Genomic DNA, 22,862 nt, shown 5'->3' on the forward strand with positions numbered 1-22,862 from the left:
GGGAACCGTTGTGGGAACCGCAAAAATCCAGTAATTTCAAGGGCTAAGCGTATATATAAGAGAGAGTTCCCACAGTTCCCACATAATATATATATACTCTTATACCACCCTTACCTTGGTACTAAATATAGGGTAAGGGGGAGGGGGTAAAAAGGTATATATATGTATTTCAAAATTTGTGGGAACTGTGGGAACCTTTGCCCCTAAAGGCTTGTGGCTCTAAGGAAAGTGCGGTTCCCACAAATGCCAAAAAGCACGGGAACCGGCGCGGGAACCCTGCTGTTTTTGCGGGAACCCTAGTTCATTCGGAGGTGATTTTATGGGCTATTTCGAACATGTGAAGCCAAAAACACAGACGCAGCCGAAAATGTCAGACACAAGTCCGTATATGTCCATGATCGAACGCATTGAGCAGCGTGCCTATGCGATGCTCGAACGAGAGGAGCAGCAGACAACCGACTATGCATGCGTGGATCCGTTCGTGGAACTTTCGCCGGAGGATTCGGATGCGTGGATTGAGCTACTGAGCAAGGCACGTGAGATCGACAAGGAGTTCTATGCACGGCTCTATTACATACGCGGAGGTGGCACAAGGCTCGTACGAGACTACCGATGGGGCTATGTGCTACAGCCAATTATCACGGGTAATAATGCAACAGGGTGGCTGAACTATGAGCAGTACGAGGAGGAAAAGCACTGTCTTGACGGCTATGTGCAGCAGCTCATCCGTCTTCTGCGTATGGTTGCGTACGATGGTGCTGCATAAGTACAATGCCAGAAGGAGGTCAAAAAAATGGCAGAGCAGAAATACCCGCAGAATGCGGAGTCGAATGAGTATCGGTACATTGAATTCAAATGGCTGGATGAGGCCGTCAAAGGGCTGACAGCAGGCGCAGAAAAGCATCCGGGCGAAACGTGACGGGATATTCCGGCAGAGGAACATGCGGCGCGCGCACTGCGGCATCTCTCGATGTGACATGCAGGGGATCGGAGTGACAGCCACATCATCAACGCAAGTATGCGCTGCATGATGGCGCGAGCGATGGAATGTGACGTATTGGAGGTGTCGAAAAATGCGTGAGTTAAAATTTAGGGCGTGGGATCTACAGACGAAGAAAATGCACACGGTCGAGAGTATAAATTTTTGTGGACGTAAAACAGTAACAGTGCAATACAATCCGATCAAGAAAATCCTATTAGACAGCGTGTGCCTTATGCAGTACACCAGAGTGAAGGACAAGAACGGCGTCGAAATTTACGAGGGTGATATCATTCATTTCCCGTATGATTGGTTTGGTGATTCGGGAAAGGATTTTATAGTCCGATGGAATGAATCATGCTGTGCGTTTGTCAGAGAGCCTATCAGTGGGAGTCGTATGTGGGGACATGCAAGTAGAGAGATACTGTCAATGTGCGAAGTGGTCGGCAACATCTACGAGAATCCGGAGTTGGTGAGCAATGAAACAGATACTTGATGCATGCTGCGGCTCTCGGATGTTCTGGTTCGACAAGAAAAACCCGCATGTGGAGTTCTGCGACAATCGGGAAGTCCCATATCATGAGTTCTACCCGAACCGTTATATCGAGGTTTGTCCGAATACGGTATGCGATTTTCGTGCGCTGCCATTCGAGAGCTCGAGTTTTTATCTTGTAGTGTTTGACCCGCCGCACCTTACGAATGCAGGGCCGACATCGTGGACGCGGCTCAAGTATGGGTGTCTTGACAAGAATTGGCCGCAGGTGCTGCATGATGGATTCTGGGAATGCATGCGTGTACTGAAACCATATGGAACGCTCGTGTTCAAGTGGAGTGAGGTGGATGTCCCGCTTCGCGAGGTGCTTGCAGCAATCCGGGCAGAGCCGCTATTCGGGCACCGCAGCGGAAAGAATATGAATACACATTGGATGTGTTTTATGAAGTTTCCAGAGGAATAACAACTACAAGCGCAAAAATGCGGTTGAAAGTATCGAATATCGTCCAAAAAGCGGGAAATATGACACTTATCTACGCGGAAAACGAGATGAAGGAGCGAAGATCATGAGTAAGAAATACGCCTACATATACAATCTGGAAGATGAAAAGTGGCATACAGATTATTGGTTTTTGTCGGATGCATTATATGTTGCGAGAGCAAATAATCCAGATGCTCAAACCGTCTATATCGCAGAGACAGAGGATTACGTGCCGCCTATTTGGGTTGATTGCGTGGTTGATAACTTGCGCAAGGCTGCCGATGATGTGCTGGCGAAGAGTTCCGAGGATTTTCTTTGTGATTTGATAGATCAGGAACTGGAAGATCTGGAAGACGCTCTAGCAGAAGCGTTCGAAAAGTGGGGGCGCGAAACTGGAAATCCATATTGGATTGAAATACCGATAAAAGGTACAGAACGCCTGTATAATCTGAAAACAGGAAAGCCCGTAGAGGAGGAATCCAAATGAACCACTGGGTAGGTATCGGACGGCTTACGCGAGACCCGAATGTGAAGTACACGCAGAGCGGGAAGGCATACGCCTCGTTTACGCTGGCGATTGACCGCCGAAAGAGCACGGACGGGAATCAGCTTTGAGGAGGGGCGCGACTTGCAAGAATACACCTTAGAGCAAAAACTTCCTGCGGATTATCAAAACGGCAGTACCTTGAAAGCCTTTACGCTGAATCTCTTTCGTTGGCATCAGGTTGCTATGAGTGACGACCTTGAGGCTTTGGAAGAATACGCAAGGCATTGTTGGCGGATCGGAACGGAGCTGCGTATCGTTGACAGGGGACTGAATGTGCAGTTCAAGATAACAGATTACGGGAGTGAACAGCCTGTTGAATACATTACGCCCTGCAGAGAATACGACATCGCAAGGGAGCAGTCGGCGCGGGAGGTGCACAGTGGCAACACTCACACCGGATGAACAGACGTTATACTTCTTCGCATTTCGGTATGCCCTACCGCGACAATCCTATGCACTGTCTTTTGTGTCTCATCTCATCCTGCAGCGCGTGAATGACTTCGATGATTGGCAGCTGCGAGACATGATTGGTGAGATCGAGGCACATTGGGAGTGGAATAAGGATATCCATCCGATTGACCGAGATGTGCAGCGGCTTTTTCGAGATTGGCTGCAAAAGGCTCTTTTGGAGCGAGGTGTGAAACAAGCGATATAAGGAAAAGAGTGGCGTATCACCGCTCTTTTGGTGCGCATGGACATGAGGAAACAAGGGGAGCAGAATGGTCGAAATCAAACAAGTAAGGGCATACCTCTGGCGTGTCCGTGATATAGAGCGGGATCTGAAACTGCTTGAACAGGAGTACGAGCAGGCAAAAGACGATATCTTGCATCTGAAAGCGATCCAGTATGATGCGAATAAGGTCAGTGGAGGCAAGATTGGCGATCTTTCTGATGCGATCATAATGTTGGAGAAGTACGCGGAGGAGATCAACTTTCAATGGAATTGCTTGATTGCGTTACGGAAAGAGGCAAGAGTTCAGATTGAGCAGATACCTGACGGGCGATATAGAGCAATATTGCTGGGGAGGTATTTATACGGGCAGTCATGGGAGCAAGTGGCGGTCAGCATGGGATATACCTATCGAAATGTACTGGGGCTGCATGGTAAAGCACTGCAAAGTTTCGCTGTTGTCGGAAAGTTTTCATAGATTTTCACATTATTTCTGTGATATAGTATAAACTGGAAAAAGCAAGGGGCACAGCTACGGCGGTGCTCTTTTTGCATGCGATGAAAACGGTAAGAAGGGAGGTAGTGCAGATGCCGAGAAAGCCGAAACGACCATGCCGCATGTCGGGCTGTCCGAATCTTACGGACAGAAAAAGCTGTTATTGCGAGATGCACGAGAAAACAATGCAGCGGCACTACGATCACTTCACGCGCGGCTACGATCAGCACGCGAGATACGGTAGCGCGTGGCGTAGGATTCGTGACCGACACTTGGCAGGGCATCCGCTCTGTGAGAAATGCAAAGAACAGGAGCGCTACGTTCTCGCAACACTCGTGCATCATATCAGACCTCTCGCCGATGGCGGCACACATGATGAGGACAACTTGATGTCGCTTTGCGCGTCATGCCATGAACGGATTCACCGACGCGGCACGGGCGACCGATAGACCCCTAGGGGGCGGTCAAATCTCTAAAAACGCATTGCTGCGCGACCGGTGCTGGAGCATACGTGAAAAAATGGTAAATCAAACAGGGTATTAAAAAATGGGGTGAGAAGATGGCGCGGGACGGTACGAACCGTGGCGGCCGACGCCCCCGCGCCGGAAGAAAGCCGCAAACAAGGTCGGATAGGGTCGCGCCGGGGCAGACGGCAAATGTTTTGGAATTTCCGGGAGTGGATCTCGGCAATGCTGACGGCATGAAGGCGGCAGATCTATGCGGCACTGACATGCCGCGCCCGAGTGCATATTTGTCGGCGTGTCAGAAGAATGGAAAGACGCTCGGTGCAGACGATATTTTCCGTGAAACGTGGCAGTGGCTCAAGGAGCGCGGGTGTGAACGTCTTGTAAATCCTCGGCTCATCGAGAGCTATGCACAGGCATTCGCTCGCTATATCCAATGCGAGGAGGCTGTGAGTCAATACGGTCTGCTCGGCAAGCATCCGACCACGGGCGGTGCGATTGCAAGTCCGTTTGTACAGATGGCACTTTCGTTCCAGAAGCAATCCAATCTGCTTTGGTATGAGATTTTCGACATTGTAAAGCAAAACTGCACGACAAACTTCAGCGGCTCGGCGCAGGAAGATCCTATGGAGAGATTACTGCGGACGCGCATGCAAAAGTAGGGAGGTGACTCTTTGCGGAAATTGACGGACTACAAACCGACAAAGTTCATGGCGGAGGACGCACACTACGACCAAGCCGCTGCGGACTACGCGGTTCGATTTATCGAGTGTCTGTGTCACACGAAGGGGACGTGGGCAGGAAAGCCCTTCGAACTCATTGATTGGCAGGAGCGCATTATTCGCGACCTCTTTGGCGTGTTGAAGCCGAACGGCTATCGACAATTCAACACGGCATATATCGAGATTCCGAAGAAACAGGGAAAAAGTGAACTCGCGGCCGCCATAGCGCTACTTCTCTGCTGTGGTGATGGGGAGGCTGGAGCAGAGGTATATGGCTGTGCTGCTGATCGGCAGCAGGCAAGCATCGTGTTCAAAGTTGCTGCCGACATGGTGCGTATGTGTCCAGCACTCAACAAGCGGGTGAAGATTCTTGCTTCACAGAAGCACATGAAATACCTACCAACAAACAGTACCTATCAGGTACTCTCGGCAGAAGCCTATACGAAACATGGATTCAATATTCACGGCGTTGTGTTCGACGAGCTTCACACGCAGCCGAACCGCAAGCTCTTTGACGTTATGACGAAAGGCTCCGGCGATGCGCGTATGCAGCCGCTCTACTTTCTCATTACTACGGCGGGGACGGATACGCAGTCCATCTGCTACGAGACGCACCAGAAAGCGAAGGATATTCTTGAAGGGCGAAAGATTGATTCGACTTTCTACCCTGTGATCTACGGAGCGAAGGAGGATGAGGATTGGACAGATCCCGAGGTATGGAAGCGGTCGAATCCGTCCCTCGGGATTACGGTCGGCATCGACAAGGTACAGGCGGCCTGTGACTCTGCGCGGCAGAACCCTACCGAGGAGAACAGTTTCCGACAGCTTCGACTGAACCAATGGGTGAAGCAGTCCGTGCGGTGGATGCCGATGAACAAGTGGGATGCGTGTGCCGTGCCCGTGGATGCAGAAGCCTTGGAATGTCGCATCTGCTACGGCGGCCTTGATCTTTCCTCAACAACGGATGTTACGTCGTTTGTTCTGGTGTTTCCTCCGATGGAGGAGGATGAACCGTTTGCCGTGCTTCCGTACTTCTGGATTCCCGAGGAGAATATCGACCTTCGTGTACGGCGCGACCATGTTCCTTATGACGTGTGGGAGAAGCAGGGTTTTCTTATGACTACTGAAGGGAATGTCGTGCATTATGGTTTCATCGAGGCATTCATCGAAAAACTGGGTGAAAAGTACAACATCCGCGAGATTGCCTTTGACCGATGGGGCGCGGTGCAGATGGTGCAGAACCTCGAAGGGATGGGCTTCACCGTTGTTCCATTCGGGCAGGGATTCAAAGATATGAGTCCGCCGACCAAGGAGCTGATGAAGCTGACGCTGGAAAAGAAAATAGCGCACGGCGGGCATCCCGTCATGCGCTGGATGGCAGACAACATCTTCATTCGCACCGATCCTGCGGGGAACATCAAGGCGGACAAGGAGAAGTCCACCGAGAAGATCGACGGTGTGATTGCGCTGATTATGGCACTGGATCGTGCGATCCGCTGCGGAAATGACCTCTCGGAATCTATCTACGATACGCGCGGCATACTGGTGTTCTGAAAGGAGTGATGCGCATGAATTTTTTCAGCAGATTTTTTCGATCGAGGGACAAGCCGCAGAATTTACTGGGCGGTCTGACTTTTTTGTTCGGACAGACGGCTGCGGGAAAGGTTGTCAACGAACGCTCTGCGATGCAGACGACGGCAGTCTACGCCTGTGTCCGTATTCTCGCGGAATCTATCGCGGGACTGCCGCTTCACGTCTATACTTACCAAGGGAAGGGAAAAGAGCGTGTGCCGGAGCATCCGCTCTATCGGCTACTGCACGACGCACCAAATCCAGAAATGACGAGTTTCGTGTTCCGCGAAACACTTATGGCACATCTGCTCCTGTGGGGCAATGCCTATGCGCAAATTCTTCGTGATGGCAGAGGACAGGTTGTCGGCCTCTATCCGCTGTTGCCCGATCGGATGGATGTGAACCGAGACAGCCGTACGGGTGATCTGTACTATCTCTACACGCGAAACGCCGAGGAAAATCCAAACTTCAAAGGTGCAGGGCAGATTCGTCTGAACCGGATGGATGTGTTGCATATTCCGGGACTCGGTTTCGATGGTCTTGTCGGGTATTCTCCCATTGCTATGGCAAAAAACGCCGTCGGCATCGCACTTGCAACGGAGGAATATGGTGCGACATTCTTTCAGAATGGGGCACGCCCCGCAGGTGTGCTTGAACATCCCGGTGTACTCAAGGATCCGTCGAAGCTGCGCGAGAGCTGGCAGTCCATCTACGGCGGTACGAAGAATGTAGGCAGAATCGCCGTACTCGAGGAAGGCGTGAAGTATCAGCAGATTGCCATACCACCCGAGGAGGCGCAGTTCCTTGAGACGAGAAAGTTCCAGATTGACGAGATTGCACGGCTCTACCGTGTGCCGCCGCATATGGTCGGGGATTTGGAGAAATCCTCGTTTTCGAACATCGAGCAGCAGTCGCTTGAGTTCGTGAAATACACACTGAACCCGTGGGTGGTGCGGTGGGAACAGGCCCTTCAAAAAGCGTTGCTCTCGGAAAAGGAGAAGCACGGGCACTTCATCCGCTTCAATGTAGACGGGTTGCTGCGCGGGGACTACAAGAGCCGCATGGAGGGATATGCCATCGGGCGGCAGAACGGGTGGCTCTCTGCGAACGACATCCGCAGCCTTGAGGACATGAATCCTATCAATGCAGACGAGGGCGGCGATCTCTATCTCATCAACGGAAATATGACGAAACTCGAGGATGCGGGACTCTTTGCAGGTCAGCCGCAGAAAGGAGAGGGCAATGAAGCGTAAATTTTGGAACTGGGTACGGAATGAAGGGGAGGGGCGGACGCTCCTGCTCGATGGTGTGATTTCGGATGAGACGTGGTGGGGCGATGAGGTAACACCTCAAATGTTCCGCTCGGAGCTGAACGCCGCCGATGGAGATATTACCCTCTGGATCAACTCGCCCGGCGGAGACTGCTATGCGGCGGCACAGATCTACAATATGCTCATGGAGTATAAGGGAAACGTCAATGTCAAGATTGACGGGATTGCCGCCTCTGCTGCATCCGTTGTTGCAATGGCGGGGGCGACCGTCGAGATTTCTCCTGTGGGCATGTTGATGATCCACAATCCCGCGACGATCTCCATCGGCGACACACACGAAATGGAGAGGACGATCACGTTCCTTGCCGAGATCAAGGAGAGTATCATCAACGCCTACGAGATCAAGACGGGCCTGTCCCGTGCGAAGATTTCACGGCTGATGGATGCCGAGACGTGGATGAATGCAAAGAAGGCGGTGGAGCTTGGATTTGCAGATTCTGTTCTCTATGAGAATCGGGAACATCCCGCAGACGATACGGCAGACGGGTTGATCTTCTCCCGCGCCGCTGTTACGAACTCCCTGCTCTCCAAGATCTGGCAGGGGAAGACGAGGAATCATGTCGATGCGGAGCCGCTGAAAAGGCGGCTCTTTTCTATGGCACATTGAAGGAGGACTATTTATGGACAAGGTTTTGGCAATGCGCGAGAAGCGCGCCGCTCTCTGGGAGAACGCAAAGGCTTTTTTGGAGGAGCATACGCATGACGGCCGACTTTCGGCCGAGGATGCAAAGACGTATGAGCAGATGGAGCAGGAGGTGTTGGCACTCGGCAAGGATATCGAGCGCATGGAGCGTCAGGCAATTCTCGACGCGCAGCTTTTGCAACCGATGACGACGCCAATCACGAACACGCCGAATGGAAGTGTCGGTGCAGAAAAAACGGGCAGGGCGAGTGATGCGTACCGTGAGGCGATGCTCCGCGCCCTCCGTTCGAAGTTCCAGCGGGTTGACAATGAGCTCATCGAGGGGACGGACGCGAGCGGCGGCTATCTTGTGCCGGAGGAGTATGACCACCGTCTGATCGATGTGCTGCATGAGGAGAATGTGCTGCGCCCGCTTGCGACGACGATTACGACGAGCGGCGAGCACAAGATCAACATCACAGCGACGAAGCCCGCTGCGGCGTGGATTGATGAGGGGGCGGCGCTGACCTTCGGGGACGCAACGTTTGCTCAGATGATTCTCGATGCGCACAAGCTCCACGTCGCGGTCAAGGTATCGGAGGAGCTGCTCTATGACAATGCGTTCAACCTCGAGCACTATCTGATTACCGAGTTCGGCAAGGCACTCGGCGATAAGGAGGAGGAGGCATTCCTGCTCGGCGATGGGGCGCACAAGCCGACGGGGCTTTTGGGGGCGGCGCACGCACTCGAGACGGAGGAAGCGAAGCTCAAGGCAGATGAACTGATTTCGCTGGTCTACGCACTGAAGCGTCCCTACCGCAAGAATGCAGCATTCATCGCGAACGATCAGACACTTGCGGCGATCCGCAAGCTGAAGGATGCAAACGGCGTCTATCTCTGGCAGCCGTCGTATCAGATGGGCGAGCCTGACCGCATTTTCGGCTATCCTGTCTATACGACGCCCTATATGCCGACTGTGGAGGCGGGCAAGATTGTTCTGGCGTTCGGGGATTATTCCTACTACAACATCGGGGATCGTGGCGTGCGCTCGATGCAGGTCCTCAAGGAGCTTTTCGCAGAGCACGGTATGGTCGGCTTTGTCATGAAGGAGCGCGTGGACGGCAAGCTGGTGCAGAAGGAAGCCGTGCAGGTGTTGAAGATCAAGGCGTAAGCTGCGGCGGCAGAGGGGAGGTGGTTTTATGCTTGTGCCGCTTGAGGAGGTCAAGCAGTACCTTCGCATTGATGGAAACGACGAGGATCTGCTTCTATCGAGTTTTGCAGAGACGGCAGAGCAGCTTTGTACGGCGCTCCTGCGCGTAAAGGATCTGTCGGAGGTGGAGGATAGTGCTATCGTACGGATTGCGATTCTCTACGCAGTATCCTATCTCTACGAACACAGGGAGGAAGCCGACCACAGGGGGCTTGCGCTGACGCTGCGTGCGTTACTTTTTGGCGTTCGAAGGGAGGTCTTTTAAGTGCGAGTGTCCATGAGTGAGCTGCGTCATCGGATTACACTCCTGCGCCCTGTCATGGATGCGGATGATGAGGGGAATATCCTCTCCTCGTCTGTGCAGGAGATTGCAAAGGCATGGGCGCTCGTTCTGCCGTTCGCGGCGAAAATCTCCGACGGTTATGCGGAGAAGGTGCAGGAGGTGGATTATCGTGTAGTCATTCGTTACCGCACGGATGTGCGTGTGACAGATCGTATCCGTTGGGGCGACAAAACACTCACACCGATTTCGCCGCCGTATCCGCTTGGCGGGAAGAAACAGTGGCTTGTTCTGGAATGCAGGGAGTTGGTGGAAGATGGCTAGATACCGAGGTTTCGTCTCTGCCGAGAAGATTCTCTCGGAACTCGGCGTGGAGGCGACGACTGCGGCAAAGGAAGCCCTCGCGCATGGCGCGGACGATGTGGTCGCAGAGGCAAAGAATCGCTGTCCCGTCTATACGGGAACAGATAAGCGTGTGGTCAAAGGCGCACTGCGAGATTCCATCCACAAGCGACTGCGCAGAAAAGACGGCTCTGTTTGGAGGATTGCAGCGGATGCAGAATCCAGTGACGGCGTATTCTACGGCGTACTCGTCGAGTTCAGCCCGCGCATCAACAAGCCGTTTCTCTATCCCGCGCTCGATGCCAAGAAGGACGGGATCCGTTCTGCCATCGCCGATGCCGTGCGGTCTGCCATTCGGAGGCGGGGGAAATGAGCACGGCACGGATGGTGTATCAGGCACTTGTACGCACAAAGGAGTTGACACAGCTTCTTGCACACGGGAAGAAGAGCATCTATCACGGGCACAGTCCCAATGCAGGGACGTATCCCGTTCTCGTTTACTCCGTTATTTCGGATGTTCCTGCGCTCTCGGCAGACGGTACGGAACTGGAACGCCGAATCACGGTACGTATCCACATCCTGACAAAGGACGGACGCTGTCGGGCGATTCATCGGGCCGTGCAGAACACACTTTTGCCGCTTGGTTTTGTAAGAGCGCAGACGCAGGAACTTGTCGAAAAGGATATATTCGTGGAAATCACAGACTATAAAACAGCAGTAGAAGGAGAATAATATGCCAAGTCCAACACCAACAGGAAAGCCCGCAGGGAATCTGACAAGCGGGCAGTTTATCAACATCCAGAAGTTACATATCGCCAAGATGCTCACCGATGAGGCGGGCGGCACGGCGACCTACGAGAAGCCGATTCCGCTCGGGAAGCTCCTGCGCAAGGTGGACATCAAGCCGCAGACGAATCAGGCGGAGCTTTTTGCCGACGGTCAGTCCGTGGATACGGCATCCAATACCGCATCCTATGACCTTACCTTCGATACCGCCGCGCTTCCTTTGGAATACACGGCGTATCTTCTGGGACACAGTATCGAGAACGGCGTAATGAAGGCGGGCAAGGACGATGTCGCTCCGTACTTCGCCGTGCTCTTTCAGTCGGATAAGCGCAACGGCAAGAAGAGATACACCAAATTCTACAAAGTCCAATTCCTCGAACCCTCGGAATCTGGCAACTCGAAGCAGGAGAGCATTCAGTTCGATACGCCGACTCTGACGGCAAAGGCGATCTATCGACTCTCTGACGGGCTGTCCTACGCCAAGGCTGACGAGGAGGCGGCAGGCTTTGCCGCAGAGACAGGCTCGAAGTGGTACGAGCAGGTCTGAGGGAGGACACGATGGATACGCCGAAACTGCATATTGCGGGCAGGGAGATTACGCCGCATCCTCCGAAGATGAAGGTATGGCGCGAGTTCCTTGCCTTTTTTGATGCCGACAAACAGGACATGGATCTTGAGACGTTCTTGGACGAGCACGTCCGCCTGATTGTCCTTGGATTCGGACGGGAGGAAGTGACAAGGGAATCCGTGGAGGAAAATGTGGATGTGGCGGACATCGTGCCGCTCACCCGTGCACTCTTTCGTTGGATTCAGTCGCTGACCTTCTCCAAACTGGTGAACCTCCCAAACGAGGAGACGGGGAAAGAGGCGTAGTTCTTTCCCCGTACCAGAATTTACTGCGCTATTACGAGCGACTGCAGTCCGCCTACGGGTGGACGATGCACGAGATTGATTCACATGAGATTGGATTCCTGCTCGATCAGCTTGTGGTAACGGCACTGTGCGAACAGCAGCAATGTGAACGCTTTATTGACGATGTGATGTAGGGAGGGGATAGGGTGGCAAAGCGCGGACAAAAGATTGATGAACTCTATCTCGATATCGGCCTTAATATCGCACAGCTGCAGCTGGACTTTGACACAGCGGGGAAAACCGTCTCGGATTCCATTGCACGCCTCAACAGCAAGGCGAATAATATCCATCTGAAGTTGGATGCCGACCTCGCGAAACTCGATGGCGTGGGGACGGAGCTGGATAAGATCAAGGTGCGCCATCAGGCGATCAACCGAGAACTGGACATTCAGCGGCAGAAGGAACAGATTCTTGCGGCTGTTTTGCAGTCTGCCAAGAAAAATGACGGTGTGGACAGCGCGTCTTATCGGCGTGCGGAGAGCAATCTCCTGCGTCAGCAGAGAACCGTCGCCCAGACCGAAGCCGAGGTGCGGAAACTGAATAACCGCCTCAAGGAGAGTACGGTTCTCTCCGGCACGCTCGGTGGACGTATCTCAGCGGGCATGACGGCGGCACAGGCAGGTGTCAAGAATCTAACGAGCGGCTTCAATGTGTTGTCTGCAAAGATGGCTGCCGTTATGGCAGTCGCGGCGACGGGTGCGGGGCTGTTCAATATCACGAAAGATGCGATGCTTGCGGGCGAGAACGTCTACAAACTCACACAGCGGCTTCACGTCTCTGCGGGGGAGGCGGCGACACTCAATCGGGTGTTTCAGCTTGCGGATACGGATATCAAGAGCATTATTCCGCTGATTGCACGTCTCGACAAGCAGGTATCTGCAGCGGGCAATTCCGGCAATGACACGTCTCGCGCACTCTCGCGCTTCGGCATCGCACTCAAAGATCAACAGGGAAATCTCCTGCCGCTCAACGAGCAGCTGGCACAGCTCGCCAAAGGGTACAAGACCGCAAGCGAAGCGGGGATGGAGGAGGCGTATACCGCAGAAGTCCTCGGAGCACGCGGGGCTGCGCTCATCCCCATTCTCGAACAATACGAAGACCTTATGACCATTTCTTCTCGCGTCAAGACCACGGGACTGCTTGACCCGGAGCAGGCGCATGAGACCTATCTCAAGTGGCGTGCGATGGAGATGGAAGCGGGACAGCTGAAACTTGCCCTCGGTGCGGCTCTCCTTCCTGTCGCCGAGGAACTCATGCCGGAGATCAATGACGGCTTCGAGTCTCTGGTTGAAGTGATTCGGGACAACAAGGACGAAATCAAGGACGCCGTGCTCGGATGGGGTGAAGCACTCAAGATCGTCGCGGAGCTTGCGGGCTTCGTCGGAGAACAGATTCATAAGGTCAATGAACACGCCGAGGCGAATGCGTGGCTCGTAAAGAATCATCCTGTGGCATCTCCGCTGATTGCAATTCCGTTTCTCGGTGGTACGGTTCTCGACGCCCTCTATGGCGATGAGTACAAGCAATATCAAGAACAACAGAAAATCGCTAAAGAGAAAGCGGCGGCAGAGGAGAAGGCGCGTGCCGAAGCGGAGAAGAACGCCAAGGCGCAGGAGCAGAATGCCAAGGCTGCGAAAATCCGTGCGGCAGCCGAGAAAGATGCCGCAAAAACGGTCAGCGAGTCTGCAAAGGCGACCGCACAACTGACGGATAGCCTATATACACTGACGCATACAGACATACAGAACAGCCTTCACGCTCTGGGTCGTGAATCCTTCGAGTTTTTCCAGAAGGGCGCAGACCCGCACCTCATTGACGAATATCGCTTGGCAAAGGAAGCGAAAATCTACGCAGACTTTCAGCGCGACGTTGTGGACAAGGCGAATGCTCTCTATAAGACTGATTTGCAGAACAAATTGGACTCCATCGCTCGGGAAGCCGACGCCTTTCGTCAGAAGGGCTTGGACGAGGCACAGACACAGGCGTGGCTGAGTGAGAGCAAGGCGCGGGTGATGGAACAATGGGAGCGAGACGTTGCTTCCAATATTGACTCCATATGGAAGACTGAGCTTGAAAACCGCCTTGCGGAGATTGAACGCGAGAAGGATGCTTGGGTGCAGAAGGGACTGGACGAGGTCGAGGCGACACGCTGGGCAGAGAAGGAAAAACTTGATGCCAAGCGCAACGCCGCTCTGGAAGTCCTCCGCTCCCAGAAAGAGGAACTGAAGGTATTCAAGGAGTCCGGGCAGGTCGGATTGATGCAGTACCTTCGCAAGAAAAACAAGTTCACGGCAGAGGACTTGGGGCTTACCCCGGAATTGCTTCAACAGTTCCAGTCGGGGCGAAAATGGGCGATGGAGAATCTATTGCCGAATTTTGCCCCCGAGAAGCGTGAAGACAGTTCCCGCATCCGTGTAAACGGGCAGGAGTTCTCGTATGCGCAGATGATGGCAGGGCTTGAACAACAGGCACAGAGCATCCAAACTGCGGGGCAGATTGGAAGTGCTTCACAGCAGGGGAATCAGACATCTACCTCTATGACGGATAACCGGCAGGTTCACATACAGGTGCAAATCGAGAACGCCGTTACGGAGGACAACGAGGGAATGCGTATGCTTGCCGATCATGTTGCCGACCGTATTCGCCCTGCTGTTGAAAATGCCCTAGGGGGTGATTCCAATTCATATTCACATTGGTGAGGTGCGGACATTATCCGTTGAAAACTGGCAGACCATTCCCGATGACCGTCAGCAACTCCTCGAAATTGTCGGCGGCGCGGTGGTTCAAGACTTCGGTCATGTGACAGAGGGCGACCGTATTTCCTGTTCGGTCACGGTTATTGCTGCCGATTGGGAGAAAATCAAGAGCTACTGGGACAGCCGCACGATGGTGTCCGTAACGGATGAGGGCGGGAGCGTCCTGCCCTCCATGCGTGTGGTAGTGAAGTCCTACGAGTATATGGCTCATTTCCCGAAGGTATATAAACTGTCTTTAGAATTTTGGAGGGTGTGACAATGGCAGAACTCTTGCATATCTATATGAACAATCCGACGGAGGGTGCCAAGGATGGGACGGAGGTCAGCTCTGGCACGGAACTCGCTCCGATCTCGGTTTTGCTCGATGCGGGCAAGAGCGAGCAGAAAGCCGTCAAGTGTGCTGTCCGCTGTGAGAGCGGCTTCCATATTGACGGAGCGTTGACGATTAAATTTGTCGGTGACCATGCAGACAAGTGGAAAGCGGCACTGAATAACGGATACACTGCCGAGACCGCATTGAACTCTGCCGAATGGAAGGACGAGATTGCACTCTCAGGTGTTGGTGCCGTGAATGTCATCTTCTGGGTGAAGGCAATGAGCAGTTCTGACGAAAAGCCGCAGCAGGATACGAGTGTGGACATTCAAGTTGAGGGACTGTTGGCTACGACATAGGAGGTGCTTGTTATGTCGTTCAAGTACATCAATCCGGGTTATGCGGAACTACTTTCGACTAGCGACGGTACAACGGTGACAGGGGAGCAGTACAGTAAAACGGGCGTATCCTTCTGGCAGCCGAACTACTACAAGGGACTCGATCTTTCCGAAGTGCCGCCGGAGCTTTACGGTAGATTCGATATGTATATCAAGAACTCTGAGAATGCAAACAGTGCCAGATTATCCATTGCTATTGGGAGTTACAAAATCGTTAAAGCTGAAACATCATGGAACTCGTGGAAGATTCATGGAAATAACAACAATAATATACTTGTTGCATCGGATGCCGTTCATACAAAAGCAATCAGTACAGTGTGGTTTCATATCAAGCCGGGAGAGAACAACAACGGCGTTTTTCACGCCATAATTGATGAACGTGAAGTTTGCAATATACAGAATGCGAATATTGGATATCTCACGGACTCAGATGCAAAGACAATCAAGATCAGCAGTCTTACCGATGAAATTCTCATTTCAAGCCTCATCCTCTCAGATGAGGAAATCAACCCACGGGAACAGGTCATTATGCTACCCGTCCAATCGACACAGACGGATATGACCGACTGCGGCGATGGCAGCTATGAAGCGACGGCGGCAGGACAGGAGCTTCTGCAGTCGGTCGATGTCGCAGCTCTTATCACGCAGTACGGAGGGAACTCCCGTGTGGTCAGTATTGCTCCGTTTGCAAAGCCCGCCTATCGGACGGCAGAGGGGCTGTGCGCTCTGACAGCAATCGAAAAGAGTGGCAGCGCAATCACGGAACACGGCAGACATATCGCAGGGCAAGATCAGAATGGTTTCGTTATAGGAACATATGACACGTCTCTAAATATTGCAGGTCTTGCGGGGCGGCAATTCGGATGGAGAGCAGGGACATGAGCATCAAACTGAAGCCCGGTGTCATCATTTCATGGTTGCCGTTTGGGCGTATAAAGTTACGTCCTATAGTTTATGTTACGTTTATCCCAATGGTTCGGGATCCAGTAAAGCTGAGGTGTGACTTAAAGCGGGAACTTCATACATCCTGCGTGGTTCACGCCGACACACGCCGACTGCTCAAAACAGGAGTGAAAGTCTCAATCAGGGGGAAGCTGATCCGACGAATTGGTCGTACGGAAGCGACAAATGCCGATACAGTGCGGCGTATCGGACAATTCTGCTCCGTCGCTACAGATACAGCACGTCAGCTTGTCAAGTCTCTGCATATATTATTGGCAGATACGAGAATTGAGATTCCACACACACTTACCTACGCAGACTTCAAAAACCGTGGGATTCGCTCGTTCTCTGTGACGCTCGAGGAACTCAGTCTATCGGACAATATTCAACTCGAAACCGTGAATCCTCTTTCCATCGGTGCGTGCGTAGAGGGGCGATTGGTGGACTACGACTTCTGTTTTCTCGTGGAGGAGACGAGTCAGCGCGGCATCATACAGTCCGTTAAGGGAACATACAGTAAGGACACGCTCCTCTACACACCCATCCATATCTACGTGGAGCGGGCGAAGGTGTCGCGCTATGCGGCGGAGATTGCGGCGGCGCTCGGGCTTCGGCTTCATCGTCTGACGGACGACTTTACACCGTCACAGAACTTCGAGGGTAGCGGTATGACCTACCATGACTTCATCTCGGCACTGTTCGGATGGACAGCAAAACTCCCGCAGCGTCAGATCAACGTCTTTATTCGCGGAGACACACTCCATATCATTCAACGCGGCATGGAGGAATCTGTCGTTGACATTACGAATTGGCCGCACGCACAGCCGACCGTAGAGCGAAAACTCCTGCGTTCCGTCTGGCACAGTTCCCATAACGATTCCACCGGGGCGCATAACGAGGAGGACACCGTACCCGTTCCCTTCACGGGGACGATTTCGTTCCACGAGATCAGCCGAACGTATTCCAACGGCTTTCTTGTCCGTGAGACGAATGAAAACGGCTACAGCACCTACTCCTACGATGGGGAATATCTCGCGGAAAAACGCACGCACAATGTGGACGGTTCGACAAGCCGCACGGATTATGCCTATGCCGCCACAGGGCGCGACGTTTATCTCTTCAAGGAGTGGGAGCGTACAACAGAACCCGTCAATGACGGAAAGAAGCATACGGAGTATGACTGGGAGGATTGGAGCCGCGAGAAGGGGACGGAGCGCATCACCTACCATGCGCCGCTTGGTTATGGTTGGTATGCGACCACGGTTTACGTCGATGGCGTGCTTGAAGGAAGCTCTTTGTCACAGGGCAAGCCCGGCGGCAAGGCGAGTCTATTCACGATTGAGCAGTCGAATCTGAGCCTCGGCGGTCATTACGCCAGTGACGATACGCTTCCGTATTCCTCGCTCATCGACACCGAATTTCCCGTTGTAGGCGCGGACTATTTGCAGATGCTGACGAGAGAGATTGAGTGGCTCAACCGCAAGACGCAGGAGACGGTCACGGTGGAGATTCGCGCACGGATTCAGAACGGCGTTCCCGACATTGACCACATCGTCGATTTCACTGAGCGCATCCGCTTCGAGGGGCATGAGTATTTTTTGCAGTCGAACACGGTGGAACTTACGCCGCGGCTTCTGCGGCAGACAATCAAGATGGTGAGGTGGTACGGATGAACGGTGTCATAGGGCTTGCTGCGGCAATACGGGCGGGGATAAAGAACTCGCAGGTGGGTGAATCACAGGCGCAGCGCGGCAGGATTCAGAATGGGCGCGTCCATATCGGGGAGCGATCCTATCCCTTCCGTGCGGCAGTAGATTGCAATACGTCAGACGGCAGTCTAGTGTGGGTACAGATTTCAAAGGGTGGTACCGCCGTTATCGTGGGAGCGTGAGGGGTATGCACAGGGCGCGAGTGAAAGCTGTGAGCGGAAATCGGGTGCTTTCGGATGGCGCATGGCTTACCTGCATAGGGAATCGAACGGTTCGTGAGGGAGAGTGGATCTGGACGGACGGTCGTTGCGTCTACGGGCATGAATCCGAGGGCGGCGGCAGCTACATTCCGACGAATGTCCTTTCCGGCATACCGCTCCTCCAAATAAAGTGGAAGGATCAAAAAAACCAGATGCTTCATTTGTACTACGCAAAAGGAAAGATTCATCCGCTCGGCTTTTCCAAAGAGGATATATGGATGGTCAACAGCAGCCGCCACTTTGCGTATGTCTCAGGTCATGGAATGCTGGATGCCGAAATGGATGAGCGGGGAAATCTCTATACCCTCGAAGCTGTGAATGTCCTCGTGTACCCGCTCATCGGAGCAGATCAGCGTGATGGCATTCTTCGTGTCAAATGTAATGGAGAAGTCATCGCCGCATACGATCTTGTGCCAATGTTTGGTGCTCCCGCCGTATCCGGCCCCACTGACCTCTATAGCTGCCAAACAGTAGGCGGGCGGGTGGATAAAACAGGGAACTTCAAAGTGATGATATGGCATTCCATGTCAGAGCATGGGGAAAACGGAAGCCATGTCAGCACAGACCGTTATGTATTCTTCGATGGCAGCAATCTTGAGCCGTGGATGGAGAACACCAAAACAACATCAAGAGACTCTGTTACAGGGGAATCTCATACTTCGGAAAGCAGATGGAGCGCACCGGATTACAGTATCCGCTATCCAATCCATGACGGCATGTATATGCGCTTTCCTGCAAATCTTGATTATCTCACTTTTGGGAAGAGCTACATTTCAAAGATTTACAGTGCAAAAGACAACCTGCTCATGGAGCTTCCTACGAATCCGACTACTCGTACAAGCCTTTGCTCTCTGGGACAGGGGAGATATCTGGTCAGCACTGGATCTCCCTTATATTTATGGAAAGAGGAGCAGCTTACGGAACTGCTGCGTGGGTGCTACAACTTCCGTCTGCGTAGGATGAAGCATCTCGGAAAATGGAAGAAAGCAGGAGGTATTTGACATGGATCAGATTTTGACAATACGTCTCTATGCGGCGGGCATCGGCATCTTTGTTGGAGAGATCCTCGGCAGCTTTGACGATCTGCTTTATGCACTCGTCGCTTTTGTTGTGACGGACTACATCACGGGTGTACTCCGTGCGATTGTTGAGAAGAAACTGTCCAGTGCCATCGGCTTCAAAGGGATTTGCAAGAAGGTCTGCATCTTCACTCTTGTGGGCGTAGCGAATGTCCTCGATGTTCACATCATCGGCAGCGGGTGCGTCCTGCGTTCCGCCGTGATATTCTTCTACATCTCGAATGAAGGAATTTCCATCATCGAGAATGCGACGAGGATAGGGCTTCCCGTGCCGCAAAAACTTCAAGATATGATATTGCAGCTACAAGACAATAACGTTGCAAACAAGAAAGGGGAGAAGAACAAATGAAAGTATTTCTGAACCCGGGGCACGCCCCGAATGGAAATCCGGATCCTGGTGCTTGCGGATGTGGACTGCGCGAGTGTGACGTGGCGAAGAATGTCGCAGACCTTGTTGCGGGTTATCTCGCTGCCGCAGGTGTAGAAGTTGTGGGGAGTCTCCAATCCGACAGTCTGCATGAAGTCGTCTCGGCTTCCAACCGTGCGGATGCCGATGTGTTTATCTCCATCCACTGCAATGCCTGCAACGGCAGTGCGAATGGGACGGAGGTCTGGCACTACTACGGAAGCGGCGAGGGAGAAAAGCTGGCAGACTGCATCCAGAATCAGATTGTGGATGCGCTCGGAACTGTGGATCGTGGAGTGAAGGGGGCAAAGCCCGGTGTCAACGGTTTGTATGTTCTCAACAACACTGACGCGGTCGCCGTCCTCGTTGAGCTCGCCTTTATCGACAACGAAAGCGATGCAGCACTCTTGAGAGACCGGCAAGACGAGTTTGCCCGTGCCATTGCGCGCGGCGTGACTGACTACGAAGCACAGTGAGGTGATTCACAATGCTTGAACGGACATGGACAGCGGTCACAGCGCATAAAAAAGCACTGCTCGTAACTCTCCTCATTCTGCTCCTATTGATTCTGTGCATTTCTTTTTCAAGAGAAAAGCAGACGGCAACCGAAAAACCTGCTGTCCTGACGCAGGAGCAGACGCAGGACACTGCGGCACTGCGGGCACAGCTCGACATCTCGCGTGCCAACGCACGGGCACTGCAACAGCGTCTCACGGAGGCACAAGCGGGGCAACGTGCACCTACAGTGACATATGATGTCACCGCTCCTACCGTGGATCGGGCGGCGCAGGTCGTTGAGCGTCAGATCAGGGAGGACGACCCGACACTGCCACGGGCGGCGAGGGAAAAGACAGATCGGACGGTCGTCACGCCGATCACAAAGGACAAGGATGGCAATCAATTGTCAACCGATCAGCAGAAGGTTGACGTGTATAAGATCAACCTCCGCAAAGATCACCGCATCAAGGCGGGAGCATCCGTCATTGATGGCAAGGCGCTCATGTCGATTGGCTACGAGCAGGGGCGATTTGAGGCTCTTGCTCACTTCGACGGCTCCCGCTACAAGGGCACGACGGTGATGTACAACGTCGCAGAGTGGTGAATAGTTGAATCGACTGGGGGAGATGTTTTGTGGCGTCTCCTCTAGTTGGTTTAAGGAAGTATGGAGCATGCTTGAGAGGGAACTATGCAATTACGCAGAAAAACTTGCCAATTTTATTCGGGAAAAAAACTTTGCACCAGTTGCCAAAAGGAAGCCATACTATCACATGGGAGCAACAATAACTGACTCTATACTACAGGCAGGTTTAAATTATCATCATGTAGTCTATCCGCGTGTTCTTAAACTCCTCACAAAATATCCGGACTACAAGACGACATGTGATTTCATTATTTTAATGCAAGTGGTTCCTCTTGGAGAACTTATCGCTTGGAAAAACTCGAAGAAGTTACAACGCATTAGTGGGTTAAGCTGGTTCTTATATAGCAATGGTATCGAAAATGAAGATCAGCTTGCAAAATGGCTTGATATAGAAGAAAACATAAGTCAGCTAAGAAGGGTTGATGGCGTTGGACCTAAAACCGTTGATTATCTAAAAATGCTTTCTGGCGGTCAGGCGATTGCTATAGATCGTCACCTATTTGTATTCTTGGAGTTGGCAGGGATACCCCATTGCTCATACCAAGATGCCGCTCTCATATATGGTAAAGCGGCAGGGGTGTTGGATATGAGTCAATATGAGCTGGACAAGCAAGTGTGGCTGTATATGGCTAAAACTTAAAATTTGATGTTTGTGTATAAGCCCCGGGGCTACGGCTTCGGGGCTTATTTTTATGCCTCTAAAAATATAACCATAAAAATAAAAAAATATGTATATAAACTATTGACAAATATGTATATACCTGCTATAATGTAATCAAGATAAAGGTCAGGCGAAAGCCCAGAAAGAGGAGGAAATCAAAATGAAGGCAGAGAGAAAGTTCAAGGGAGTCAAGGCGGCGGTCGGAGAGATGCGCGGCTGCAACCGCTACGACGGCACGTACCTCGAGGTTCACTACGATGTGGACGAGGACGAGGTGTATACGCACTTCCACTCCTCCTTCGGCGGGAACTCGTGGACGGTGTACCACGATTCAGCGGTTATCCCCGTCGGAAAATATTCGAGCCCCGTCAAGATGGCGGAGCTCAAGGAGGACATCCGCCGAGCCATCGCACGGCGGGCAGAGGTGGCGTAACATCTAAGAGGGGCGCAAGCCCCTCTTAGATGTACACAGGAGGATATCATGAAAAAGAACAAGCAGATTTACATGAACCCTGCACTTGCGGGGCTCGAAGCGGACGTGAAGGAGGCAGGGACGAGCTTTTCCGCACGTCTCGGCGAGATCGTCGAGCGGTATCAAATGATGCTCGATCTCGAAGCACTGCCAGAGTTTTCGGAGGACGAAACGATGATCCTTAGTGAGGCAATCTGCGGCAGCGTAATCGACCGCCGCAAGATTCGCGGACTGTATCTCGATGTTTTGGACACGGCAATAGGAACAAAGGAGGAGCGCGATGCCCTGAGCGCGAAGATCGAGAACCTGACAGCAGGGCAGCGCCTCAAATTGATTGAGACATTGGGACAATGAAAAAAGGAGTTTCAACGAAACAGCCCCGCACCTGCCGAGAGTGCGGGGTTGTTTTTGAGGGTGGCCCCCGTGCCTGGTATTGCCCGAAATGCCGCGCGAAACGAAGAAAAGAGCAGGCGGCACGGTATAGACGCCGCCGCAAAGACAGGGTATCCCTTGTACTTGGTGAAAGTGTCGGAGAGTGCGTCGTGTGCGGAAAGGCATTTGTTTATGTATCCGCCCGCCAACAGTACTGCCCTGACTGTGCAAAAGGGGCGTGGAAAGCATCCGATCGGCAGCAGGGGCTGGAGTGGTATCACAAGCACATGGATTTAGGCAAGAGGAGGGAGCGCCGGAAAGAGCGTTATGTAAAGAAACCTCCTACAAGTTGCCCCGTGTGTGGGAGTAAACTGGAACGATCGCAAAAGAGCTACTGCACAGAGCGTTGCGCCCGCATCGCGCAGTCCTATCAATCTGCCCGGTGC

Annotated in this window: 34 protein-coding genes; all 34 read left to right on the forward strand. The window is 52.7% G+C overall.

Going from position 1 to position 22,862, the window contains the following annotated elements; translation table 11 throughout:
• The first annotated feature begins 319 nt into the window (after window positions 1-319).
• The 34 genes from HMPREF9334_RS02465 (at window position 320) to HMPREF9334_RS02630 (ending at window position 22,398) form a co-directional block, all read left to right on the forward strand.
• Window positions 320-766 (forward strand): hypothetical protein, encoded by a 447-nt coding sequence (locus tag HMPREF9334_RS02465; protein ID WP_006691917.1) that lies wholly within the window; start codon window positions 320-322, stop codon window positions 764-766.
• 27 nt (window positions 767-793) lie between these two features.
• Complete coding sequence (locus HMPREF9334_RS12775; RefSeq protein WP_281042389.1) at window positions 794-919, forward strand: hypothetical protein; 126 nt, start codon at window positions 794-796, stop codon at window positions 917-919.
• A gap of 154 nt (window positions 920-1,073) precedes the next feature.
• On the forward strand, window positions 1,074-1,475 hold the full coding sequence (locus tag HMPREF9334_RS12865; RefSeq protein ID WP_006691918.1) for a YopX family protein: 402 nt from the start codon (window positions 1,074-1,076) through the stop codon (window positions 1,473-1,475).
• Window positions 1,459-1,935 carry a hypothetical protein gene (locus HMPREF9334_RS02485; RefSeq protein WP_006691919.1) on the forward strand — a complete coding sequence of 159 codons (477 nt, stop codon included), beginning with the start codon at window positions 1,459-1,461 and terminating at the stop codon, window positions 1,933-1,935. The genes HMPREF9334_RS12865 and HMPREF9334_RS02485 overlap by 17 nt, the downstream gene beginning before the upstream one ends.
• 103 nt (window positions 1,936-2,038) lie before the next feature.
• On the forward strand, window positions 2,039-2,440 hold the full coding sequence (locus HMPREF9334_RS02490; protein ID WP_006691920.1) for a hypothetical protein: 402 nt from the start codon (window positions 2,039-2,041) through the stop codon (window positions 2,438-2,440).
• On the forward strand, window positions 2,437-2,568 hold the full coding sequence (locus HMPREF9334_RS11515) for a single-stranded DNA-binding protein (protein WP_425358151.1): 132 nt from the start codon (window positions 2,437-2,439) through the stop codon (window positions 2,566-2,568). The genes HMPREF9334_RS02490 and HMPREF9334_RS11515 overlap by 4 nt, the downstream gene beginning before the upstream one ends.
• A gap of 13 nt (window positions 2,569-2,581) precedes the next feature.
• The gene (locus tag HMPREF9334_RS02495; RefSeq protein WP_039957159.1) at window positions 2,582-2,902 is read left to right on the forward strand and encodes a hypothetical protein; all 321 of its coding nucleotides are present in this window, start codon (window positions 2,582-2,584) and stop codon (window positions 2,900-2,902) included.
• A gap of 64 nt (window positions 2,903-2,966) precedes the next feature.
• Window positions 2,967-3,155 carry a hypothetical protein gene (locus HMPREF9334_RS02500; protein WP_169311780.1) on the forward strand — a complete coding sequence of 63 codons (189 nt, stop codon included), beginning with the start codon at window positions 2,967-2,969 and terminating at the stop codon, window positions 3,153-3,155.
• Window positions 3,156-3,219: 64 nt separating this feature from the next.
• Window positions 3,220-3,648 carry a hypothetical protein gene (locus tag HMPREF9334_RS02505; RefSeq protein ID WP_006691922.1) on the forward strand — a complete coding sequence of 143 codons (429 nt, stop codon included), beginning with the start codon at window positions 3,220-3,222 and terminating at the stop codon, window positions 3,646-3,648.
• Window positions 3,649-3,758: 110 nt separating this feature from the next.
• Window positions 3,759-4,115, forward strand: coding sequence for an HNH endonuclease signature motif containing protein (locus HMPREF9334_RS11520; protein WP_039957160.1), 357 nt, complete (start codon window positions 3,759-3,761; stop codon window positions 4,113-4,115).
• 110 nt (window positions 4,116-4,225) lie between these two features.
• Window positions 4,226-4,792 carry a P27 family phage terminase small subunit gene (locus HMPREF9334_RS02515; RefSeq protein ID WP_006691924.1) on the forward strand — a complete coding sequence of 189 codons (567 nt, stop codon included), beginning with the start codon at window positions 4,226-4,228 and terminating at the stop codon, window positions 4,790-4,792.
• 12 nt (window positions 4,793-4,804) lie between these two features.
• The gene (locus tag HMPREF9334_RS02520) at window positions 4,805-6,406 is read left to right on the forward strand and encodes a terminase large subunit (RefSeq protein ID WP_006691925.1); all 1,602 of its coding nucleotides are present in this window, start codon (window positions 4,805-4,807) and stop codon (window positions 6,404-6,406) included.
• 14 nt (window positions 6,407-6,420) lie between these two features.
• Window positions 6,421-7,677 carry a phage portal protein gene (locus HMPREF9334_RS02525; RefSeq protein WP_006691926.1) on the forward strand — a complete coding sequence of 419 codons (1,257 nt, stop codon included), beginning with the start codon at window positions 6,421-6,423 and terminating at the stop codon, window positions 7,675-7,677.
• Entirely contained in the window at window positions 7,667-8,362 is a 696-nt protein-coding gene (locus HMPREF9334_RS02530) for a head maturation protease, ClpP-related (RefSeq protein ID WP_006691927.1), read from the forward strand. Before HMPREF9334_RS02525 ends, HMPREF9334_RS02530 begins: the two co-directional genes overlap by 11 nt.
• 13 nt (window positions 8,363-8,375) lie before the next feature.
• Window positions 8,376-9,548: a phage major capsid protein gene (locus HMPREF9334_RS02535; protein WP_006691928.1), complete on the forward strand. Its 1,173-nt coding sequence runs from the start codon at window positions 8,376-8,378 to the stop codon at window positions 9,546-9,548.
• A gap of 28 nt (window positions 9,549-9,576) precedes the next feature.
• Window positions 9,577-9,852, forward strand: a complete 276-nt coding sequence (locus HMPREF9334_RS02540) for a head-tail connector protein (protein ID WP_006691929.1) — start codon at window positions 9,577-9,579, stop codon at window positions 9,850-9,852.
• Between the two features lie 12 nt (window positions 9,853-9,864).
• Complete coding sequence (locus HMPREF9334_RS02545; RefSeq protein WP_006691930.1) at window positions 9,865-10,191, forward strand: phage head closure protein; 327 nt, start codon at window positions 9,865-9,867, stop codon at window positions 10,189-10,191.
• A complete protein-coding gene (locus HMPREF9334_RS02550; RefSeq protein ID WP_006691931.1) occupies window positions 10,184-10,582 on the forward strand; it encodes an HK97 gp10 family phage protein in 399 nt (132 codons plus the stop codon). Before HMPREF9334_RS02545 ends, HMPREF9334_RS02550 begins: the two co-directional genes overlap by 8 nt.
• On the forward strand, window positions 10,579-10,941 hold the full coding sequence (gene gp17 / locus HMPREF9334_RS02555) for a tail completion protein gp17 (RefSeq protein ID WP_006691932.1): 363 nt from the start codon (window positions 10,579-10,581) through the stop codon (window positions 10,939-10,941). The genes HMPREF9334_RS02550 and gp17 overlap by 4 nt, the downstream gene beginning before the upstream one ends.
• A gap of 1 nt (window position 10,942) precedes the next feature.
• Window positions 10,943-11,542 (forward strand): major tail protein, encoded by a 600-nt coding sequence (locus tag HMPREF9334_RS02560; RefSeq protein ID WP_006691933.1) that lies wholly within the window; start codon window positions 10,943-10,945, stop codon window positions 11,540-11,542.
• Between the two features lie 11 nt (window positions 11,543-11,553).
• Window positions 11,554-11,868, forward strand: coding sequence for a phage tail assembly chaperone G (gene gpG, locus HMPREF9334_RS02565; protein WP_006691934.1), 315 nt, complete (start codon window positions 11,554-11,556; stop codon window positions 11,866-11,868).
• A gap of 185 nt (window positions 11,869-12,053) precedes the next feature.
• Complete coding sequence (locus HMPREF9334_RS02570) at window positions 12,054-14,606, forward strand: hypothetical protein (protein WP_006691935.1); 2,553 nt, start codon at window positions 12,054-12,056, stop codon at window positions 14,604-14,606.
• A complete protein-coding gene (locus tag HMPREF9334_RS02575; RefSeq protein ID WP_006691936.1) occupies window positions 14,578-14,919 on the forward strand; it encodes a hypothetical protein in 342 nt (113 codons plus the stop codon). The genes HMPREF9334_RS02570 and HMPREF9334_RS02575 overlap by 29 nt, the downstream gene beginning before the upstream one ends.
• A gap of 2 nt (window positions 14,920-14,921) precedes the next feature.
• Window positions 14,922-15,335 (forward strand): hypothetical protein, encoded by a 414-nt coding sequence (locus HMPREF9334_RS02580; RefSeq protein WP_006691937.1) that lies wholly within the window; start codon window positions 14,922-14,924, stop codon window positions 15,333-15,335.
• A 12-nt stretch (window positions 15,336-15,347) separates the two neighbouring features.
• On the forward strand, window positions 15,348-16,256 hold the full coding sequence (locus tag HMPREF9334_RS02585; RefSeq protein WP_006691938.1) for a hypothetical protein: 909 nt from the start codon (window positions 15,348-15,350) through the stop codon (window positions 16,254-16,256).
• On the forward strand, window positions 16,253-17,989 hold the full coding sequence (locus HMPREF9334_RS02590) for a hypothetical protein (protein WP_039957162.1): 1,737 nt from the start codon (window positions 16,253-16,255) through the stop codon (window positions 17,987-17,989). Before HMPREF9334_RS02585 ends, HMPREF9334_RS02590 begins: the two co-directional genes overlap by 4 nt.
• Complete coding sequence (locus HMPREF9334_RS02595) at window positions 17,986-18,207, forward strand: hypothetical protein (protein WP_039957163.1); 222 nt, start codon at window positions 17,986-17,988, stop codon at window positions 18,205-18,207. The genes HMPREF9334_RS02590 and HMPREF9334_RS02595 overlap by 4 nt, the downstream gene beginning before the upstream one ends.
• Before the next feature lie 5 nt (window positions 18,208-18,212).
• On the forward strand, window positions 18,213-19,286 hold the full coding sequence (locus HMPREF9334_RS02600) for a hypothetical protein (protein WP_039957164.1): 1,074 nt from the start codon (window positions 18,213-18,215) through the stop codon (window positions 19,284-19,286).
• A 1-nt stretch (window position 19,287) separates the two neighbouring features.
• Window positions 19,288-19,713, forward strand: coding sequence for a phage holin family protein (locus HMPREF9334_RS02605; protein ID WP_006691942.1), 426 nt, complete (start codon window positions 19,288-19,290; stop codon window positions 19,711-19,713).
• Window positions 19,710-20,246: an N-acetylmuramoyl-L-alanine amidase family protein gene (locus tag HMPREF9334_RS02610; RefSeq protein ID WP_006691943.1), complete on the forward strand. Its 537-nt coding sequence runs from the start codon at window positions 19,710-19,712 to the stop codon at window positions 20,244-20,246. The genes HMPREF9334_RS02605 and HMPREF9334_RS02610 overlap by 4 nt, the downstream gene beginning before the upstream one ends.
• 11 nt (window positions 20,247-20,257) lie before the next feature.
• The gene (locus HMPREF9334_RS02615; RefSeq protein WP_006691944.1) at window positions 20,258-20,872 is read left to right on the forward strand and encodes a hypothetical protein; all 615 of its coding nucleotides are present in this window, start codon (window positions 20,258-20,260) and stop codon (window positions 20,870-20,872) included.
• Between the two features lie 67 nt (window positions 20,873-20,939).
• On the forward strand, window positions 20,940-21,551 hold the full coding sequence (locus HMPREF9334_RS02620) for an HhH-GDP family DNA glycosylase (protein WP_039957165.1): 612 nt from the start codon (window positions 20,940-20,942) through the stop codon (window positions 21,549-21,551).
• A 181-nt stretch (window positions 21,552-21,732) separates the two neighbouring features.
• On the forward strand, window positions 21,733-22,005 hold the full coding sequence (locus HMPREF9334_RS02625) for a hypothetical protein (protein WP_006691946.1): 273 nt from the start codon (window positions 21,733-21,735) through the stop codon (window positions 22,003-22,005).
• Window positions 22,006-22,053: 48 nt separating this feature from the next.
• Window positions 22,054-22,398 (forward strand): hypothetical protein, encoded by a 345-nt coding sequence (locus HMPREF9334_RS02630; protein WP_006691947.1) that lies wholly within the window; start codon window positions 22,054-22,056, stop codon window positions 22,396-22,398.
• The last annotated feature ends 464 nt before the right edge of the window (window positions 22,399-22,862 follow it).

This window comes from Centipeda infelix ATCC 43532 (genome assembly GCF_000234095.1).
Taxonomy (GTDB): Bacteria; Bacillota; Negativicutes; order Selenomonadales; family Selenomonadaceae; genus Centipeda; species Centipeda infelix.

Excerpts from the sequence above, each read along its gene's own strand:
- HMPREF9334_RS02465 (WP_006691917.1), top strand. The coding sequence starts at position 320 with ATGGGCTATTTCGAACATGTGAAGCCAAAAACACAGACGCAGCCGAAA.
- HMPREF9334_RS02490 (WP_006691920.1), top strand. The coding sequence starts at position 2,039 with ATGAGTAAGAAATACGCCTACATATACAATCTGGAAGATGAAAAGTGG.
- HMPREF9334_RS02600 (WP_039957164.1), top strand. The coding sequence starts at position 18,213 with ATGCACAGGGCGCGAGTGAAAGCTGTGAGCGGAAATCGGGTGCTTTCG.
- HMPREF9334_RS02620 (WP_039957165.1), top strand. The coding sequence starts at position 20,940 with ATGCTTGAGAGGGAACTATGCAATTACGCAGAAAAACTTGCCAATTTT.
- gp17 (WP_006691932.1), top strand. The coding sequence starts at position 10,579 with ATGAGCACGGCACGGATGGTGTATCAGGCACTTGTACGCACAAAGGAG.
- HMPREF9334_RS02550 (WP_006691931.1), top strand. The coding sequence starts at position 10,184 with ATGGCTAGATACCGAGGTTTCGTCTCTGCCGAGAAGATTCTCTCGGAA.
- HMPREF9334_RS12865 (WP_006691918.1), top strand. The coding sequence starts at position 1,074 with ATGCGTGAGTTAAAATTTAGGGCGTGGGATCTACAGACGAAGAAAATG.
- HMPREF9334_RS02545 (WP_006691930.1), top strand. The coding sequence starts at position 9,865 with ATGAGTGAGCTGCGTCATCGGATTACACTCCTGCGCCCTGTCATGGAT.
- HMPREF9334_RS02580 (WP_006691937.1), top strand. The coding sequence starts at position 14,922 with ATGGCAGAACTCTTGCATATCTATATGAACAATCCGACGGAGGGTGCC.
- HMPREF9334_RS11520 (WP_039957160.1), top strand. The coding sequence starts at position 3,759 with ATGCCGAGAAAGCCGAAACGACCATGCCGCATGTCGGGCTGTCCGAAT.
- HMPREF9334_RS02525 (WP_006691926.1), top strand. The coding sequence starts at position 6,421 with ATGAATTTTTTCAGCAGATTTTTTCGATCGAGGGACAAGCCGCAGAAT.
- HMPREF9334_RS02505 (WP_006691922.1), top strand. The coding sequence starts at position 3,220 with ATGGTCGAAATCAAACAAGTAAGGGCATACCTCTGGCGTGTCCGTGAT.
- HMPREF9334_RS02530 (WP_006691927.1), top strand. The coding sequence starts at position 7,667 with ATGAAGCGTAAATTTTGGAACTGGGTACGGAATGAAGGGGAGGGGCGG.
- HMPREF9334_RS02515 (WP_006691924.1), top strand. The coding sequence starts at position 4,226 with ATGGCGCGGGACGGTACGAACCGTGGCGGCCGACGCCCCCGCGCCGGA.
- HMPREF9334_RS02615 (WP_006691944.1), top strand. The coding sequence starts at position 20,258 with ATGCTTGAACGGACATGGACAGCGGTCACAGCGCATAAAAAAGCACTG.
- HMPREF9334_RS12775 (WP_281042389.1), top strand. The coding sequence starts at position 794 with ATGGCAGAGCAGAAATACCCGCAGAATGCGGAGTCGAATGAGTATCGG.
- HMPREF9334_RS02595 (WP_039957163.1), top strand. The coding sequence starts at position 17,986 with ATGAACGGTGTCATAGGGCTTGCTGCGGCAATACGGGCGGGGATAAAG.
- HMPREF9334_RS02625 (WP_006691946.1), top strand. The coding sequence starts at position 21,733 with ATGAAGGCAGAGAGAAAGTTCAAGGGAGTCAAGGCGGCGGTCGGAGAG.
- HMPREF9334_RS02485 (WP_006691919.1), top strand. The coding sequence starts at position 1,459 with ATGAAACAGATACTTGATGCATGCTGCGGCTCTCGGATGTTCTGGTTC.
- HMPREF9334_RS02630 (WP_006691947.1), top strand. The coding sequence starts at position 22,054 with ATGAAAAAGAACAAGCAGATTTACATGAACCCTGCACTTGCGGGGCTC.
- HMPREF9334_RS02610 (WP_006691943.1), top strand. The coding sequence starts at position 19,710 with ATGAAAGTATTTCTGAACCCGGGGCACGCCCCGAATGGAAATCCGGAT.
- HMPREF9334_RS02605 (WP_006691942.1), top strand. The coding sequence starts at position 19,288 with ATGGATCAGATTTTGACAATACGTCTCTATGCGGCGGGCATCGGCATC.
- HMPREF9334_RS02560 (WP_006691933.1), top strand. The coding sequence starts at position 10,943 with ATGCCAAGTCCAACACCAACAGGAAAGCCCGCAGGGAATCTGACAAGC.
- HMPREF9334_RS02535 (WP_006691928.1), top strand. The coding sequence starts at position 8,376 with ATGGACAAGGTTTTGGCAATGCGCGAGAAGCGCGCCGCTCTCTGGGAG.
- HMPREF9334_RS02590 (WP_039957162.1), top strand. The coding sequence starts at position 16,253 with ATGAGCATCAAACTGAAGCCCGGTGTCATCATTTCATGGTTGCCGTTT.
- gpG (WP_006691934.1), top strand. The coding sequence starts at position 11,554 with ATGGATACGCCGAAACTGCATATTGCGGGCAGGGAGATTACGCCGCAT.
- HMPREF9334_RS02585 (WP_006691938.1), top strand. The coding sequence starts at position 15,348 with ATGTCGTTCAAGTACATCAATCCGGGTTATGCGGAACTACTTTCGACT.
- HMPREF9334_RS02540 (WP_006691929.1), top strand. The coding sequence starts at position 9,577 with ATGCTTGTGCCGCTTGAGGAGGTCAAGCAGTACCTTCGCATTGATGGA.
- HMPREF9334_RS11515 (WP_425358151.1), top strand. The coding sequence starts at position 2,437 with ATGAACCACTGGGTAGGTATCGGACGGCTTACGCGAGACCCGAATGTG.